This is a genomic window from Pseudomonas putida, assembly GCF_004357765.1.
In the GTDB taxonomy this organism is placed as follows: domain Bacteria; phylum Pseudomonadota; class Gammaproteobacteria; order Pseudomonadales; family Pseudomonadaceae; genus Aquipseudomonas; species Aquipseudomonas putida_U.
Map to the genome: position 1 here is coordinate 335,200 of NZ_SMTE01000004.1, position 17,097 is coordinate 352,296.

The 17,097-nt window shown below is 63.1% G+C and carries 16 protein-coding genes; 1 reads left to right on the forward strand and 15 read right to left on the reverse strand.

All coding sequences use genetic code 11. The features are described from left to right. Positions 1-32: 32 nt before the first annotated feature. The gene (locus E2H86_RS08070; RefSeq protein WP_133326474.1) at positions 33-2,588 is read left to right on the forward strand and encodes a PepSY domain-containing protein; all 2,556 of its coding nucleotides are present in this window, start codon (positions 33-35) and stop codon (positions 2,586-2,588) included. Positions 2,589-2,717: 129 nt separating this feature from the next. On the opposite strand, the gene E2H86_RS08075 is transcribed toward E2H86_RS08070, so the two are convergent. From E2H86_RS08075 to hscB, 15 genes are all read right to left on the reverse strand, one after another. After that, positions 2,718-3,509: an amidohydrolase gene (locus E2H86_RS08075; protein WP_133326476.1), complete on the reverse strand. Its 792-nt coding sequence runs from the start codon at positions 3,507-3,509 to the stop codon at positions 2,718-2,720. After that, positions 3,497-4,645, reverse strand: coding sequence for a pyridoxal phosphate-dependent aminotransferase (locus E2H86_RS08080; protein WP_133326478.1), 1,149 nt, complete (start codon positions 4,643-4,645; stop codon positions 3,497-3,499). The genes E2H86_RS08075 and E2H86_RS08080 overlap by 13 nt, the downstream gene beginning before the upstream one ends. Positions 4,646-4,791: 146 nt before the next feature. Continuing rightward, complete coding sequence (gene der, locus E2H86_RS08085; RefSeq protein WP_133326480.1) at positions 4,792-6,255, reverse strand: ribosome biogenesis GTPase Der; 1,464 nt, start codon at positions 6,253-6,255, stop codon at positions 4,792-4,794. A 117-nt stretch (positions 6,256-6,372) separates the two neighbouring features. Then, the gene (gene bamB / locus E2H86_RS08090; protein ID WP_133326482.1) at positions 6,373-7,515 is read right to left on the reverse strand and encodes an outer membrane protein assembly factor BamB; all 1,143 of its coding nucleotides are present in this window, start codon (positions 7,513-7,515) and stop codon (positions 6,373-6,375) included. Between the two features lies 1 nt (position 7,516). Continuing rightward, entirely contained in the window at positions 7,517-8,158 is a 642-nt protein-coding gene (locus E2H86_RS08095) for a tetratricopeptide repeat protein (protein ID WP_133326484.1), read from the reverse strand. A gap of 39 nt (positions 8,159-8,197) precedes the next feature. Then, positions 8,198-9,487, reverse strand: a complete 1,290-nt coding sequence (gene hisS / locus E2H86_RS08100) for a histidine--tRNA ligase (RefSeq protein ID WP_133326486.1) — start codon at positions 9,485-9,487, stop codon at positions 8,198-8,200. A 24-nt stretch (positions 9,488-9,511) separates the two neighbouring features. Then, a complete protein-coding gene (gene ispG / locus E2H86_RS08105) occupies positions 9,512-10,621 on the reverse strand; it encodes a flavodoxin-dependent (E)-4-hydroxy-3-methylbut-2-enyl-diphosphate synthase (protein WP_133326488.1) in 1,110 nt (369 codons plus the stop codon). 3 nt (positions 10,622-10,624) lie between these two features. After that, the gene (locus E2H86_RS08110; protein ID WP_133326491.1) at positions 10,625-11,650 is read right to left on the reverse strand and encodes a RodZ domain-containing protein; all 1,026 of its coding nucleotides are present in this window, start codon (positions 11,648-11,650) and stop codon (positions 10,625-10,627) included. Beyond that, positions 11,647-12,408, reverse strand: coding sequence for a type IV pilus biogenesis/stability protein PilW (gene pilW, locus E2H86_RS08115; RefSeq protein ID WP_133326493.1), 762 nt, complete (start codon positions 12,406-12,408; stop codon positions 11,647-11,649). Before pilW ends, E2H86_RS08110 begins: the two co-directional genes overlap by 4 nt. A 13-nt stretch (positions 12,409-12,421) precedes the next feature. Continuing rightward, positions 12,422-13,567, reverse strand: coding sequence for a 23S rRNA (adenine(2503)-C(2))-methyltransferase RlmN (rlmN, locus tag E2H86_RS08120; protein ID WP_133326495.1), 1,146 nt, complete (start codon positions 13,565-13,567; stop codon positions 12,422-12,424). A 24-nt stretch (positions 13,568-13,591) separates the two neighbouring features. Next, positions 13,592-14,023 carry a nucleoside-diphosphate kinase gene (gene ndk / locus E2H86_RS08125; protein ID WP_013971021.1) on the reverse strand — a complete coding sequence of 144 codons (432 nt, stop codon included), beginning with the start codon at positions 14,021-14,023 and terminating at the stop codon, positions 13,592-13,594. Positions 14,024-14,112: 89 nt separating this feature from the next. After that, positions 14,113-14,313 carry a Fe-S cluster assembly protein IscX gene (iscX, locus tag E2H86_RS08130; protein WP_133326497.1) on the reverse strand — a complete coding sequence of 67 codons (201 nt, stop codon included), beginning with the start codon at positions 14,311-14,313 and terminating at the stop codon, positions 14,113-14,115. 10 nt (positions 14,314-14,323) lie between these two features. After that, positions 14,324-14,665, reverse strand: a complete 342-nt coding sequence (gene fdx / locus E2H86_RS08135) for an ISC system 2Fe-2S type ferredoxin (protein WP_133326499.1) — start codon at positions 14,663-14,665, stop codon at positions 14,324-14,326. 3 nt (positions 14,666-14,668) lie between these two features. Further along, positions 14,669-16,531 (reverse strand): Fe-S protein assembly chaperone HscA, encoded by a 1,863-nt coding sequence (gene hscA / locus E2H86_RS08140; protein ID WP_133326501.1) that lies wholly within the window; start codon positions 16,529-16,531, stop codon positions 14,669-14,671. Positions 16,532-16,573: 42 nt separating this feature from the next. Next, on the reverse strand, positions 16,574-17,095 hold the full coding sequence (hscB, locus tag E2H86_RS08145) for a co-chaperone HscB (protein ID WP_133326503.1): 522 nt from the start codon (positions 17,093-17,095) through the stop codon (positions 16,574-16,576). Positions 17,096-17,097 lie beyond the last annotated feature (2 nt).

Genomic DNA, 17,097 nt, shown 5'->3' on the forward strand with positions numbered 1-17,097 from the left:
GCAGGACGCGGTAGCGATACAAGGTGATCGATGTGTTGAAAAAGACGCTGTTCCAGTTGCACTGGTTCTTCGGCATCACCGCCGGCCTGGTGCTGGCCTTGATGGGCATCACCGGGGCCCTTTATTCATTCCAGGAAGAGCTGCTGCGCGCCTTCAACGCCGACGTGCTCACGGTCCAGGTGCGCCCTGAGGGGGTATTGCCGCCCGCCGAACTGGTACGCCGGGTCGAGGCCGAACAGGGCGAGAAGGTGTCGATGCTGTGGGTGGATGTCCGCGAAGGCAACGCCGCTCGGGTCTTCTTCACCCCGCCCCCTGGTGAGCGCCGTGGCGAACTGCGCTATGCCGACCCCTACACCGGCGATCTCAAGGGCGAGGCCACCGGGCAAGGCTTTTTCAACCTGATGCTCCAACTGCACCGATTCCTTGCCATGGGCAACACGGGCCGGCAGATCACCGGTGCCTGCACCCTGATGCTGGTGTTCTTCTGCCTCTCTGGGCTGTACCTGCGCTGGCCACGCAAAGCCCTGAGCTGGCGTACCTGGCTGACGCTGGATTGGGCCAAGAAGGGCCGCGCCTTCAACTGGGACCTGCACGCGGTGGCCGGGACCTGGTGCCTGTTGTTCTACCTTCTGTTCGCGTTGACGGGGCTGTTCTGGTCCTACGAGTGGTATCGCGAGGGCCTCAACCGGCTGCTGGCTGACCAACCAGCAGCCGGTGAGCAGCACAAGCGCGGAGAAGGCCGAGGCCGTCACGGGCCCCAGAAAATCGACAAGAACGCGCCACCGCTGGTGGTCGACTACGACGCCATCTGGGCCACCCTCCAGCAAACGGCGGGCTCGGGCCTGGCGACCTACAACTTGCGCCTGCCACCGGCCGGTGGCCAACCGGCGAACCTGTTCTATCTGCAGGATGACGCCGCACATCCACGGGCCTTCAACACCTTGGTGATCGACCCGGCCACCGGCCAGATCAAGCGCCAGGAACGCTACGACGACAAGTCGTTCAAGGCGCAATTGCTGAAAAGCGTCTACGCGTTGCATGTGGGCGAATACTTCGGCCTACCGGGGCGAATCATCCTCACCCTCGCCAGCCTGAGCATGCCATTGTTCTTCGTCACCGGCTGGCTGCTGTACCTCGACCGCCGGCGCAAGCAGCGCAAAGTGCGCGCAGCCCGAGGAAACATCGGCAGCACGGCGGCCAGCGGCGACAGCTGGTTGATCGGCTTCGCCAGTCAGAGCGGCTTTGCCGAACAACTGGCCTGGCAGAGCGCCGCGCAGTTGCAGGCCGCCGGACTGCCGGTGCAAGTCCGCGCCCTGGCCGACGTCCGTGAGCACGACCTGCGGCAAACGCGTCGCGCGCTGTTCGTGGTCAGCACCTTCGGTGACGGCGAGGCGCCCGACAGCGCCCGTGGCTTCGAACGCAAGGTGCTGGGCCAGCCCTGGGCCCTGAACGACCTCAGCTACGCCCTGCTCGCCCTGGGCGACCGCCAGTACCCGCACTTCTGCGGCTTCGCCCGGCGCTTGCAGGCTTGGCTCGGTGAACGTGGTGCCAGCGCCGCGTTCAGCCCGATCGAGGTCGACAATGCCGATCAGGCGGCCCTGCAACAATGGCAGCAAGAACTGGCGCAACTGACCGGCGCACAGCCCGTGGCCGCCTGGCAACCGCCAAGCTTCGGCAATTGGAGCCTGGTCCGTCGCGAGCGGCTCAATCCCGGGAGCCAAGGCCAGCCGGTGTACCTGCTGGGTTTGCAACCTGAACAGCCCGCCAGTTGGGAAGCCGGCGACCTGGTGGAGATCCTGCCGCTCAATAGCCAGCAACGCATCAGCACCTTCCTCACTGGCCTGGCGCTGGACGCCGACGCGGCGGTTCAGGTCGACGGCCTGACTGAAACGCTGGTCCAGGCCCTGGCCGGACGGCAATTGCCAAGCCGTCGCGACCATCTGATCGGCCTGCATGGGCAAGCCCTGGTCGATGCGCTGGTACCGATCGGCAGCCGGGAATATTCGATTGCCTCGATCGCCAGCGATGGCGTGCTGGAGCTGATCGTGCGCCAGGAACGCCATGCCGATGGCGAGCTTGGCCTGGGGTCGGGTTGGCTTACCGAGCACCTGCCACTGAACGGCACCCTGAACCTGCGCCTGCGTCGCAACAGCGGCTTCCATCTGCCGGAGCATTCGGCACCGATGATCCTGATCGGCAACGGCACCGGCCTGGCCGGGCTACGCAGCCTGCTCCGGGCGCGGATCAACAGCGGCGAGCGACGCAACTGGCTGCTGTTCGGCGAGCGCAACCGGGCCTATGACCTGCTGTGTGGCGATGAATTGCAAAGTTGGCTGGCAAGTGGTGACTTGGCGCGCCTGGATCTGGCGTTCTCACGGGACCAGACGGAAAAGATCTATGTGCAGGATGTGCTGCTCGAGCACGCCGATGAATTCAAGCGCTGGATCGACGAGGGTGCTTGCGTGTATGTCTGCGGCAGCCTGCAAGGCATGGCCGCGGGAGTGGATGCAGCGCTTCATGACATGCTCGGTGATGCTGCGGTACAGCAGCTGATCGAGGATGGGCGGTATCGGCGGGATGTGTACTGAGCGGGAAACGATGTAGCCAGCACTGCCCTCTTCGCGGGGCAAGCCCGCTCCCACAGGTACCCCACAGAATTAAAGGGCTGTGGAGATCCTGTGGGAGCGGGCTTGTCCCGCGAAGAGCCCGGTAGCGTCTCAGTGCAGCTCGAAGATATCGGCATCCAGGTTGGCCGGGAACCGGCTCCGATAGCTGGCCAGGTCCGCCGCACTCAGCACCGCTGTGAACACCCCATCCGCCTCGCCTGCGCTCAACAGGCTCTCGCCCTGGAAGTCCAGTACCTGGCTGTCGCCGGAGTAGGCGAAGCCCTTGCCATCGGTGCCCACCCGATTCACCGCCGCGACATAGCACAGATTCTCGATGCCCCGTGCCGGCAACAGCCGATTCCAGTGCTGACGGCGCGCTGCCGGCCAGTTGGCGGTGTACAGCAGCAGGTCGGTGTCTTGCGCGTCACGGCTCCACACCGGGAAGCGCAGGTCGTAGCAGATCAACGGACGCACGCGCCAGCCCTTGACTTCGAACTGCACCTGACGTTCGCCTGGGGTGTAGTGTTTGTGCTCACCGGCCATGCGGAACAGGTGACGCTTGTCGTAAAACAGGATCTCGCCATCCGGGCGTGCCCACAACAGGCGGTTGCGATGACTGCCATCCGCGGCCTGGACGATCAGGCTGCCAGTGATCACCGCACCGACCTTCGCTGCCTGGGCCTTCAGCCACTTGTAGGTCGGACCATTCTCAGGCTCCGCCAGGCGCTCGGACTCCATGGAGAACCCCGTCGTGAACATCTCGGGGAGAATCACCAGGTCAACGTCACCGACCTGCTCGAGCAGCACCTCGAAGTGCGCGTGGTTGGCTTCGCGGTCGTGCCACGCCAGAGTGGTCTGCACCAGGGCGATTTTCAGATTGGGCAGTTGGCTCAGATCGCGCATAGTTTTTCCGCCGCCTGACGCAGCGTCTCCTCTCGTTTGGCAAAGCACAGGCGCACCAGGCGTTGCTCAGGAATGGGTTGCTGGTAGAACACCGACACCGGGATGGTCGCCACGCCGTGCTCACGCGTGAGCCACAGGGCCATGTCGACGTCGTTCAGGTCTGGGCGGATCTGCGAGTAATCCACCAGCTGGAAGTATGTACCCGCCGTGCGGGTAAAGCGCAGACGCGAGTCTTCCAGCAGGTCGCAGAACAGATCGCGCTTGGCCTGGTAGAAGCCCGGCAGCTCGTCGATGTGCTGCGGATGCTCGGCCATGAAATCGGCCAGCGCGCACTGCAAGGGTGTGACACCGCAGAAGTTGACGTATTGGTGCACCTTGCGCAGCTCGGCGCTGAGGGCCACTGGCGCGATCACATAGCCCGTCTTCCAGCCAGTCACGTGGTAGGTCTTGCCGAACGAGCTAACCACGAAGGCGCGGGCAAACAGCTCGGCGTGGGCCAGCACGCTGGCATGGCGCACGCCGTCGTACACCAGGTGTTCGTAGACCTCGTCGCTGATCAAATAGATATCGCGATCGGCAATCAGCCGCGCGAGCTGATCAAGGTCTTCGCGGGTGATCAGTGCCCCGCTGGGGTTGTGTGGCGAGTTGAGAATGACCATGCGTGTGCGCGGACTGAGCGCATCGCTGAACGCCTGCCAGTCGATGCGAAAATCGCCATCGCTCAATCGCACATGCACGCAGCGTCCGCCAGCCAGGGTCACCGAGGGCGCATAACTGTCGTAACAAGGGTCGAAAACGATCACTTCGTCACCCGCCTGAATCACCGCCTGGATGGCACAGAAGATCGCTTCGGTGGCACCTGGGGTGATGGTCACCTCCTGGTCGGCGTCAACCTTTGCGCCATACAAGCGCTCGACCTTGGCCGCCACTTGCTGGCGCAGGGCCGGCAAGCCAGTCATTGGTGCGTACTGGTTATGCCCTGCGGCGACGTGTCGGCCAACCGCATCGAGCAATGCTTGCGGGCCGTTGAAATCGGGGAAACCTTGGGAAAGGTTGAGCGCGCCGGTTTGCGCGGCGAGCTGGGACATGGTGGTGAAGATGGTCGTGCCGACATTCGGCAGTTTGCTGCGAATCATGGAGCCCTCTTTCCTGGGGTGGATCCGGCACGGGGGAGTCCGAGCATAGCGGATCGAGCAGTCAGGAAAAAGGTTGAAACAATGAGTGATTGCGTTGAATCAAAGTGCCTCTCCGCGGGCGAACCCGCGGAGAGGTCGACACGAAATCAGCGCTTGTCGCGGCGCTTCTTCTCGGCCTTCTTGTGGTGCGACATCAGGCGACGCTTCTTGTTGACCTGGCGATCGGTGAGGGTGTTCTTCTTGCCCTCGTAGGGGTTCTCGCCACCCTTGTACTCGATGCGGATCGGCGTACCGACCAGCTTCAACACGCGACGGTAGGTGTTTTCCAGGTACCGCGAGTACGACTTCGGAATCTTGTCGGTCTGGTTGCCGTGGATCACGATCAGCGGCGGGTTGGCCCCGCCAAGGTGCGCGTAGCGCAGCTTGATGCGACGACCGTTGACCAACGGCGGCTGGTGCTCGCTGACCGCGTCCTCGAGGATCTGCGTCAGACGACTGGTCGGCCAGCGGGTGACCGCCGACTTGAACGCAGCCTGCACCGACTTGTACAGATGCCCGACGCCGGTGCCGTGCAGAGCCGATATGAAGTGGATATCGGCAAAGTCGACGAAGAACAGCCGGCGCTCCAGCTCGGTCTTGACGTAGTCACGCTCGCCCGGCTCCATGCCGTCCCATTTGTTCAGGGCAATGACGATGGCACGGCCGGCTTCCAGGGCAAAACCGAGCAGGTTGAGGTCGTGGTCGACCACCCCTTCGCGGGCATCCATGACGAAGATCACCACGTTGGCGTCCTTGATCGCCTGCAGGGTCTTCACCACCGAGAACTTTTCAACTTCCTCGTGGATCTTGCCGCGCTTGCGCACGCCTGCGGTGTCGATGAAGGTGTACTTCTCGCCATCGCGCTCGAAGGGAATGTAAATACTGTCGCGGGTAGTACCGGGCTGGTCGTAGACCACCACACGCTCCTCGCCGAGCATGCGGTTGACCAAGGTCGACTTGCCCACGTTCGGGCGGCCGATGATGGCGATCTTGATGCCATCCTTCTCGCTCGGACCCGGGATGCGCGTCGCTTCCTCGCCTTCGGCGACCTCTTCGTCGAGCGCTTCTTCCTCGGCGTCACGCGGAATGTGGCCGAGCACGGCTTCCATCAAGGCGTTGATGCCACGGCCTTGGGAGCCCGCCACCGGAATGGCGTTGCCCATGCCCAGCGGCGAGAACTCAGCGCGAGCGACGTCGGCATCGATGTTGTCGATCTTGTTGGCGACCAGGATCGCTTCTTTGTTGCGCTTGCGCAGGTGCTCGGCAATCATCTGGTCGGCGGCGGTCATACCGGCGCGGGCGTCGACCAGGAACAGTACGTAGTCGGCTTCTTCGATGGCCATGAGCGACTGCTCGGCCATCTTTTCGTCCATGCCGACTTCATCGCCGGTGATACCACCGGTGTCGATCAGGATGTAGGAACGACCCTGCCAGGAGGCATCGCCATACTGGCGATCACGGGTCAGGCCCGACAGGTCGCCGACGATGGCATCGCGGGTCTTGGTCAGTCGGTTGAACATGGTGGATTTGCCGACGTTCGGCCGTCCCACCAGGGCGATTACGGGAACCATGCGGCTCTCCACTCTTGAATTCTAGAAAATGCAAAGGCCGCTGCAAGGCAGCGGCCGGAGTTCGTGCGGCGTGTCCTACGCCGCAGCTTGAAGCCCGCCAAGGCCTCAAGCATAGCTTCAGCGGATGGTCAGTGCCTCGAGCTTGCCGCTGTTGCCGAAGACATAGATGGTGTCGCCCACCACCAGGGGCCGGGCGCGCAGCCCATCGCTGTCGATCCGCTCACGACCGACGAAACGACCGTCGACCTGGCTGAGCAGGTGCAGGTAACCCTCGAAGTCACCTACTGCCACGTAGCTGGAGAACACTTCCGGGGCAGTCAGCTGGCGACGGGCCATCGAATCGTTGCTCCACAGTGCGCTGGAGGACCGCTCATCGACGCCCTCAACCGTGCCGCTGGCCTCACTGACGTAGACGTTGCCGAAGCCCTGGGCGACACCCACGTAGCTGGATGCATCGCGCTGCCACAGCACCCGACCGCTTTCCAGGTCCAGGCCGGCGACCCGGCCCTGGTAGGTGCTGACGTACAGGGTGCCACCGGACAGCAGCAGGCCGCCATCGATGTCGACTACACGATCGAGCTCGGAGCGCCCCTGTGGAATCGCCACGCGGCTCTCCCACACCGGGACGCCGTTGTTGATGTCGACGGCCACCACCTTGCCGGTGGACAGACCGGCGACGGCCAGGCGGTTGGTGGCAATCGGCGCGCCGGTGCCACGCAGGGTCAGCACTGCCGGGGTGTTTTCGTAGATCCAGCGGCGGTCGCCAGTAGTGGCGTCCAGGCCGATCAGGCGATCGTCCTGGGTCTGCACCACCACCACGTCACCATTGGTGGCCGGCGGCGCCAGCACCTCACTGGTGACACGCGAGCGCCAGCGCTCCTCGCCGGTGCTGGAATCGAGGGCGATCACCTCGCCCTTGAGGGTACCCAGCATGAGCAGGCCGTAGCCTACGCCGACAGCTCCGGATACCGGCAGGTCCAGGTCCTTGTTCCACACCACCTTGCCGGTGACCCGATCAAGGGCATAGACATCGCCATGGACGTCGGAGGCGTAGATGCGGTCGTTCTCGATCGCCGGCACCAGGGTATTGTAGGTCTCGCCCTGGCCATCACCGATCGAACGGCTCCACTGCTTCTTCAGCACGACTTCCTCGGTGAACTTGGTCAGCTCGGCCGGTGGCAGTTCCTTCTTGCTGTTGCTGCTGCAACCTGCGGCCAGAACGGCCAGGGTCAGCACTGCTGCTTGTTTCCAACCGATCACGTCACGCGTCCCCTTTGGCAAGGTCGTCCAGCTTCAGTTGCAGGCCACCGACCGCGGCGTCATCCGACAGCGCAGCCTTGGCTTTTTCATAGGCGTTGTGGGCATCGTCGGTACGACCGAGCTGTACCAGCAGGTCACCCTTCAATTCTTCGCGACTGGCCAGGAAAGCCTTGTCGGTGTCACCGTCGAGCAGCTTGAGTGCGTCTTCGGCCTTGTTCTGCGCGGCCATCACACGAGCCAGACGCTGACGCGAGATCTCACCCAGGGTCACGTCGGCCGGCTTGTCCAGCACGCCCTTGAGCTCGGCGGCGGCGTCATCGAGCTTGCCGGTCTCGACCGCGACCTTGGCTACGAACAGGCTGCCGTACTGGGCATAAGCGGTGCCGCCGTACTCGCTCTTGAGCTTGCCGGACAGCTCGGCGACCTTGGTCGCATCAGGCTGGCCGCTTGGCGTCAGGCTGGTTTCCAACAGGGCCTGGTACAGCTGCGAGGCACCTTGCGACTGGTTGTTCTGGTACTTGTGCCAGGTGTTCCAGCCCAGCACCACCACACCTGCCAGCAGCGCGCCAGTCAGCAGCGGCTTACCATTGCGGCTCCACCAGTCCTTGATCCCTGCCAGTTCATCATCATCAGTACTCGACACCCCAATACTCCTTTTCGCCTATTCGCTTGTTGAACCGCGTTACGCTTGAGCGATCGCGGTTTCCAGGTGCTCAGCCAGAGCATCCCAGGCAATGTTCTGTTGTTCGCCCTGGCCGCGCAGGGGCTTCAGGCCGATCTCTTGCTTGGCCAGCTCATCGTCACCGAGGATCAGGGCGAACAGCGCTCCGCTTTTGTCGGCCTTTTTGAACTGGCTCTTGAAACTGCCACCGCCGGCATTGACCGCCAGGCGCAGGCCCGGCAGGCGGTCGCGCAGGCTCTCGGACAAGCGCAGACCGGCAAGCTCGGCTTGTTCGCCAAAGGCGCACAGGTAAACATCGATCTGGCGGTTGATCGACTCGGGCACCTTGTCCAAGGTCTCCAAGAGCAGGATCAGGCGTTCGATACCCATGGCGAAACCTACGCCCGGCGTCGGTTTACCGCCCATTTGCTCGACCAGACCATCATAGCGGCCGCCAGCGCATACCGTGCCTTGGGCACCCAGCTTGTCGGTAACCCACTCGAACACGGTCTTGCTGTAGTAGTCCAGGCCGCGCACCAGTTTGGTGTTGATCACGAACGGAATGCCAGCGGCGTCCAGGCGTGCCTTGAGGCCGGCGAAGTGTGCACGCGAATCCTCGTCCAGGTAGTCTTCGAGCTTCGGCGCGTCGACAAGCACCGCCTGGGTGCCCTGGTCCTTGCTGTCGAGGATACGCAGCGGGTTGCTCTTCAGGCGACGCTGGCTGTCTTCGTCGAGCTGCTCCAGACGCGCCGAGAGGAACTCGACCAGCGCATCACGATAACGCGCACGGGCCTCGCTGGTGCCCAGGCTGTTGAGTTCGAGCTTCACCGCATCCTGGATGCCCAACAAGCCCCACAGGCGCCAGGTGAGCATGATCAGTTCGGCATCGATGTCCGGTCCGTCGAGGTTGAACACTTCGACACCGATCTGGTGGAACTGGCGATAGCGCCCCTTCTGCGGGCGCTCGTGGCGGAACATCTGGCCTATGTACCACAACTTCTGCACCTGGCCGTTGCCAGTGATACCGTGCTCGAGCACGGCGCGCACGCAGGCGGCGGTGCCTTCGGGGCGCAAGGTCAGGGAGTCGCCGTTGCGGTCCGCGAAGGTGTACATCTCTTTTTCGACGATGTCGGTGACTTCACCGATCGAACGCTTGAACAGCTCGGTGAACTCGACGATCGGGGTGCGGATCTGGCTGTACCCATAGGTATCCAGCAGGCCGGCCACGGTGCCCTCGAAATAGCGCCACAGGGGTGACTGCTCGGGCAGGATGTCGTTCATGCCACGGATGGCTTGCAGCGATTTGCTCACGAAATGTCCTTACGAATCTGTGTGTCAGCCACGGGCGATCAGCGCCGCGTCGGCTTCGGCCTTTTCAGCCGCTTTCTGGCGGATGAGTTTTTCCAGCTCATCGACCAGGTTGTCATTGGTCAGCTTCTGCGACGGCTTGCCGTCGATGTAGACCAGGTTCGGCGTACCGCCAGTCAGGCCCACATGGGACTCCTTGGCTTCACCCGGGCCGTTGACCACGCAACCGATGACCGCGACGTCCAGCGGTACCAGCAGGTCCTCCAGGCGCCCCTCCAGCTCGTTCATGGTCTTGACCACGTCGAAGTTCTGTCGCGAGCAGCTCGGGCAAGCGATGAAGTTGATTCCTCGCGAGCGCAAGTGCAGCGACTTGAGGATGTCGTAGCCGACCTTCACTTCCTCGACCGGATCGGCGGCCAGAGAGATGCGAATGGTGTCGCCGATCCCCTCGGCCAGCAGCATACCCAGGCCGACGGCGGATTTCACCGTTCCCGAACGCAGGCCGCCCGCTTCGGTGATACCCAGGTGCAGAGGCTGCACGATCTGTTTGGCCAACAGGCGGTACGCTTCGACGGCCATGAACACGTCGGAGGCCTTGACGCTGACCTTGAAGTCCTGGAAGTCCAGGCGGTCGAGGTGCTCGACATGGCGCAGGGCCGACTCGACCAATGCCGCCGGGGTCGGTTCGCCGTACTTCTTCTGCAGGTCCTTTTCCAACGAGCCTGCATTGACGCCGATACGAATCGGGATGCCGCGGTCGCGTGCGGCATCGACTACCGCGCGCACGCGGTCTTCGCGGCCGATGTTGCCCGGGTTGATGCGCAGGCAGTCGACGCCCAGTTCGGCCACGCGCAATGCGATCTTGTAGTCGAAATGGATATCGGCAACCAGCGGCACGCTGACCTGTTGCTTGATGCGGCCAAAGGCTTCGGCCGCGTCCATGTCCGGCACCGAGACGCGCACGATGTCGACACCGGCGTCGACCAGACGCTGGATCTGCGCCACGGTAGCCGCCACGTCGTTGGTGTCGGTGTTGGTCATGCTCTGCACCGCGATGGGGGCATCGCCACCCACCGGCACATTGCCGACCCAGATTTTGCGGGATTCGCGACGTTTGATCGGAGATTCGCCGTGCATGACTTACTGTCCCAACTTCAGGCGAGCAGTCTCGCCACTGGTGAACGGGGCGACATCGACGGCCTGGCCGTTGTAGCTGACCTGGGCGCCGCGGGCGAAGCCCAAGCGCACCGCGAACGGTGGCTTGCCGGTCAGGTCCAGGTTATCGCCCTTGCGCTTGATGCCGCTGAACAGCACCTTGCCGTTGCCGTCGGTGACCTGGGTCCAGCAATCGGCAGTGAATTGGATCGCGACCTTGCCGCTGCCGGCAGGCACCACGGCCTCGGTGGCAACGGCGTTGGCAGACGGTGCGCTAGCCGGTTCCGAAACGCCCGGAGTGGCCGGCGCAGATGCCGGGGCCGACGGTTCCACGGGTGCAGGTGCCGAGGTCACGCTGGCAGGGTTGCCAGGGTTCGCAGCGGTATCGACCTCGGCCGCAGGCGCCGCTTCGCTGGAGGTGCCATCAGCCTGCGCGGCACTGTTCGATTCCAGCGGCAACGGAGCGGCTTCGGGCTGCTGGCCAGCAGTCACTGCCTGGTCTTCAGGCTCGTCCAGCGGATGAATCTGAGTGGTGCCGTCGGCGCTTTCGACCTCGACGTGCTCCAAAGCCATCTTGGCCAGGTCCTTGCCGCGCAGGCTGCCCTGGTCCTGCCACCAAACGAACCCCCCCCCCACCACGGCGACCAGCAACAGCAAGCTGACGCCACGCAGGATATTGTGCGACAACCGCATTGGCTCCTCGATGCGGCCCAGCGAGTGCACCTCGCTGCCCTTGGCATGGGTACCGGTGTATTGGTCGAAGGCGGCAACCAGAGGCGCCTGGTCCATGTCCATCAGCTTGGCATAAGCGCGAATGTACCCACGGGCGAAGGTATGCCCCGGCAACTTGTCGAAGGCGCCGGTTTCCACGTGGTTCAGCGAACTTACTGTGAGGTTCAGCTTACGGGCCACCTCGGCTTGCGACCAATCCCGTTTCTCGCGGGCCTGGCGCAACAGCTCGCCGGGGTTCTGGCCAGTCGCTGCTGCTACTTCGGGATGCGCGGCTTTCATCGTTGCTCCGACAGGTATTGCTGATATTCCGGCGTACCGGGATAAAGTCGTTGTAATTGCTGGCCCAGTTCGGCCTGCGTGCCCTGCTCGTCGAACACCCTGGCAAGGCGAATGCCCAAGAGGAGACTACGGGCGCCATGGTCGCTCAACTGGCTGAAACGATCGTAGTAATCCCGGGCCGGCACATAATGCCTGTTTTCGAAGGACAACTCAGCCATTTCCAGCAATGCCCTGGGCTGCCGTGGGTTGAGTTGCAATGCCTTGGTCAGGTATGCGTGTGCCTGCTCGCGGGCATCGAGCCGCAAGGCCGTCAGGCCGAGGTTCTCGTAGACCCGCGAACGTTCAGGATACAGGGTATCGGCACTGGCTAGGCGAAACATCTGCTCAGCTTCGGGGAAACGCTGCTGAGCATATAGGAAACTGCCGTAGTTGTTGCGAATTCGCGTGTCATCAGGGCGTGCCGCGAGCGCTTGGCGAAAGTGCGACTCGGCCAGCGCCGGCTCTGCTTCGGCGGCAAAGACCAAGGCAAGTGCAGCATGGGCATCGGCATCACGGGGCTCGAGCGCCAGGGCCTTGGCCAACGGCGCTTTGGCCTGCTCGGTCATACCCTGTTGCAAATAGCCCAGCCCCAACTGCACATATGCCCGCCCTGCCTCGGCCCGTCCCTGGCTGTTGGCCAGGGGATGATGCGCGCCACCCGACACACAGCCGGCCAGCAGCGAAAGCGCAAGGATCGACAGCGCAGCGCGCAGGCTCATGGCAGGCCCGGACTCAGTGGCGCACGGCGCTGTCTGGAAGCTCAGCGTCGGCGGACAGCTGGCGTACGGCGATGTAACGCTCACTGCGGCGGGTACGGTCATTGACCTGGCCGACCAGCTGACCACAGGCGGCGTCGATGTCGTCGCCCCGGGTGGTTCGGGTAGTCACGTTGAAACCACCGTGGTGCAGCAGGTCCTGGAAACGACGGATCGCGTTGTTGCTCGGCCGCTCGTAGCCCGAGTGCGGGAACGGGTTGAATGGAATCAGGTTGATCTTGCACGGTACATCGCGCAGCAATTCGATCATCTGCGCAGCATGCTCAGGCTGGTCGTTGACATCCTTGAGCAGGGTGTACTCGATGGTGAGCACGCGCTTGCCACCCAGGGTCGCCATGTAGCCCATGCACGATTCCAGCAGCATCTTCAGCGGATACTTCTTGTTGATCGGTACCAGTTGGTTGCGCAGCTCATCGTTGGGTGCGTGCAGCGACAGGGCCAGAGACACGTCGATGTGCTTGGCCAGCTCGTCGATCATCGGCACCACGCCCGAGGTGGACAAGGTGACGCGACGCTTGGAAATGCCATAGCCCAGATCTTCCATCATGATCTTCATGGCGGCGATGACATTGTCGAAATTCAGCAGGGGCTCACCCATGCCCATCATGACCACGTTGGTAATCGCGCGGTCGATCTTGGCCGGGACGGTCCCGAAGGATTTGTTCGCAAGCCACACCTGGCCGATGACTTCGGCGGCGGTGAGGTTGCTATTGAAGCCTTGCTTGCCGGTGGAGCAGAAACTGCAGTCCAGAGCGCAGCCGGCTTGCGACGAAACGCAGAGGGTGCCGCGGTCGTCGGTGGGGATGTAGACGGTTTCGACGCAGCTGCCGGAGGCAACGCGGACCACCCACTTGCGGGTGCCGTCGGCGGAAATGTCTTCACTGACCACTTCCGGACCCCGAATCTCGGCAACGGCCTCGAGCTTTTCGCGCAAGGCCTTGCCGACATTGGTCATGGCGGCGAAATCGTCGACGCCATAGTGGTGAATCCATTTCATGACCTGACCGGCACGAAAACGCTTCTCTCCGATGGACTCGAAGAATTTTTCCATTTCCTGCAGGGTCAGGCCCAACAGGTTGATCTTGCCAGTCATGTCACTCATGGAATCACCCAAGACCTGCCTCGCTTAGCGAATGCGGTCGCACAGCTCGGTAGCGGAGAAGAAGTAAGCGATTTCGCGGGCAGCCGAAGCTTCCGAGTCGGAACCGTGAACGGCGTTCTCGTCGATGGAAACGGCGAAGTCGGCACGGATGGTGCCGGCAGCAGCTTCTTTAGGGTTGGTGGCGCCCATCAGCTCACGGTTGGCCAGAACGGCGTTTTCGCCTTCCAGAACCTGAACGATGACCGGACCAGAAGTCATGAAGGCAACCAGGTCACCGAAGAAACCGCGCTCTTTGTGCTCAGCGTAGAAGCCTTCGGCTTCGGCTTTGGACAGCTGCTTCATTTTCGAAGCGACGACGCGCAGGCCGGCTTTCTCGAAGCGAGTGGTGATCTCGCCGATGACGTTCTTGGCAACGGCGTCAGGCTTGATGATGGAGAAAGTACGTTGAACAGCCATGGAAAACTCCAGAAATATGAGTGTTGCGAAAAATTAAACCCGCGAATTATACGCGGGTTCCAGGGGATTGCCTAACCTGCAAAATGCGTTCAGTCGGCTTCTTCGATCCAGGCCGCCTGGATGGCCTCGAGCACTTTCTCACCGCCACGTGACGGATCGTCGCTGAACTCCGGCAGGGCCAGCACCCAGCGGTGCAAATCGACGAAATTCACATATTTAGGATCGACCTCAGGCTTGCTTTCCGCAAGCTGAATGGCGATCTCAAGTACATCAACCCATTTCAGACTCATGTACAAAACCTCAATGCGGCGCTTCGGCGGCGTGGTTGAGCGAATACTTGGGAATCTCGATGGTGACGTCCTCGTCAGCCACCTTCACCTGGCAGGCCAGACGCGATTGCGCCTCCAGGCCCCAGGCCTTGTCCAGCATATCCTCTTCCAGCTCATCGGCTTCTTCAAGCGAGTCGAAGCCCTTGCGCACGATGCAGTGGCAAGTGGTGCAAGCGCACACACCGCCACATGCACTTTCCATCTCGATGTGGTGCTCGTGGGCCAACTCCAGGATATTGGTTCCCGGCTCGACCTCCACGGTCAGCCCTTCTGGGCAGAACTTCTCATGCGGCAGGAAGGTTACCAGCGGCATCGATTACTCCTCGATCTCATTCAGGTTGCGCCCGGCCAGTGCGGCTTTGACCGTCGAATCAAGGCGACGGGCGGCAAATGCATCGGTCACCTGCGACAGACGCTTGGTCTGTTGCTCGATGGCCGCGCCATCGGTGCCGCTCAGCAAATCACGCAATTCTTGCATCTGGAACTCGATGGCGATCCGCTCTTCTTCGCTGAGCAGGCGTTCGCCGTCGGCATCCAGGGCGCCCTGCACCGCTTCGAGCAAGCGCTCGGCGTCGACCTGATGCTCGCGCAATTGGCGGGCCTGCTTGTCGGAGCCGGCATGCTCGAACGAATCCTTCAGCATGCGGGCGATCTCGCCATCGGTCAGGCCGTAGGACGGCTTGACCTGGATGCTGGCCTCCACGCCCGAGCCCAGCTCGCGGGCGGCGACACTGAGCAGACCGTCGGCATCGACCTGGAAGGTCACGCGGATCTTCGCCGCACCCGCCACCATGGCCGGAATGCCGCGCAGCTCGAAGCGCGCCAGGGATCGGCAGTCGCTGATCAACTCGCGCTCGCCCTGCAGGACGTGAATCATCATGGCCGACTGGCCATCTTTGTACGTGGTGAATTCCTGGGCGCGCGCCACCGGAATGGTGGTGTTGCGCGGGATCACCTTCTCCATCAACCCGCCCATGGTCTCGAGGCCCAAGGACAGCGGGATGACGTCGAGCAACAACAACTCGCCGCCTTCACGGCGATTGCCGGCCAGGGTGTCAGCCTGGATGGCGGCGCCGATGGCCACCACCTGATCGGGGTCGATCGAGGTCAACGGGGTGCGGTCGAACAGCGCCCCGACCGCCTCGCGCACCCGTGGGACGCGCGTCGAACCGCCGACCATGACGACCGCACCGACTTCTTCGAGCTCTACACCGCTGTCGCGCACAGCGCGGCGGCAGGACTTCAGGCTACGGGCAATCAGCGGCTCGATCATCGCCTCGAAGGCCACGCGGCTCAGCTCGCCCTGCCAGGCACCATGCGTGACGGTCACGGCGTCGGCATCGGTCAGGGCCTCCTTGGCCGCACAGGCTGCCTGCAGCAGTTGGCGCTGGGTGGCCGGATCGAGATCCGAAGACAACCCGGCCTGCTCGATGATCCAGCCAGCGATGGCATGATCGAAGTCGTCACCCCCGAGGGCCGTGTCGCCGCCGGTGGCCAGTACCTCGAACACACCTGCGGTCAGGCGCAGGATGGAGATGTCGAACGTTCCCCCACCCAGGTCATAGATGGCCACCACACCTTCGGCGTTTTGGTCCAGGCCATAAGCCACCGCCGCGGCGGTCGGCTCGTTGAGCAGGCGCAGCACGTTCAGGCCGGCCAGGCGCGCAGCATCCTTGGTGGCCTGGCGCTGAGCATCGTCGAAATAGGCCGGAACCGTGATGACAGCGCCCACCAGCTCACCGCCGAGGCTCTGCTCGGCACGCTCGCGCAGCACCTTGAGGATATCGGCCGATACTTCCACCGGACTCTTCGGCCCCTGGACGGTATCGATGAACGGCATGTGAGACTCGCCACCGACGAAACGGTATGGCAGTTGCTCGCCCAGTTGCTTGACGTCTGCCAGTCCGCGCCCCATCAGGCGCTTGACCGAGAGCACGGTGTTGAGCGGGTCAGTAGGTGCCGCTTCGCGAGCAGCCAGGCCGACTTCGCTATGGCCTGCCAGGTAACGCACGGCCGAAGGCAAAATGACATTACCCTGCGCATCGGGCAGGGGCTCGCTGCGACCGCTGCGCACGGCAGCGACCAGGGAGTTGGTGGTACCCAGGTCGATACCCACCGCCAGGCGACGCTGGTGCGGCTGCGGGCTTTGACCGGGTTCGGCGATCTGCAGTAGGGCCATGCTTATCTGAATACCTTAGGCGTCATCACGGGCGACACCGGGTTAATCGTCGAGGCGCTCTTCCAGTTGGCGCACTTCTTGGGCGAGCTTGTCGAGGAACTGCATGCGGCGCATCAGGCGCTCGGCCTGTTCACGCTCGGCAGGCACATCCCAGCAGGCGGCGAAATCTTCGTTGAGCGTGTCCTGGGCAGCCTTGAGGCGCTTCTTGAACACGGCCACGCCATCGAGATCGGCATCGTCCTGCAGCTCCTCGAGCTCTTCGCGCCACTGCATCTGCTGCAACAGGAAGTCCGGGTCGTGAACCGTGACTTCCTGAGGCACTTCATGGCCACCGATGGCCAGCAGGTAACGGGCGCGACGCGGCGCACTGCGCAAGGTCTGGTAGGCGTCGTTGAGGGCGGCAGACTTTTCCAGCGCGACGCGCTGCTCACGCTCGGAAGCGTCGGCAAAGCGATCCGGGTGCACCTCGCGGGCCAGCTCGCGATAGCGAGTGGCCAGCTTATCGAGGTCCAGGCGGAAGCTGGGCTGGAGGTCGAACAGAGCGAAATGACAAGGAGTACCCACAG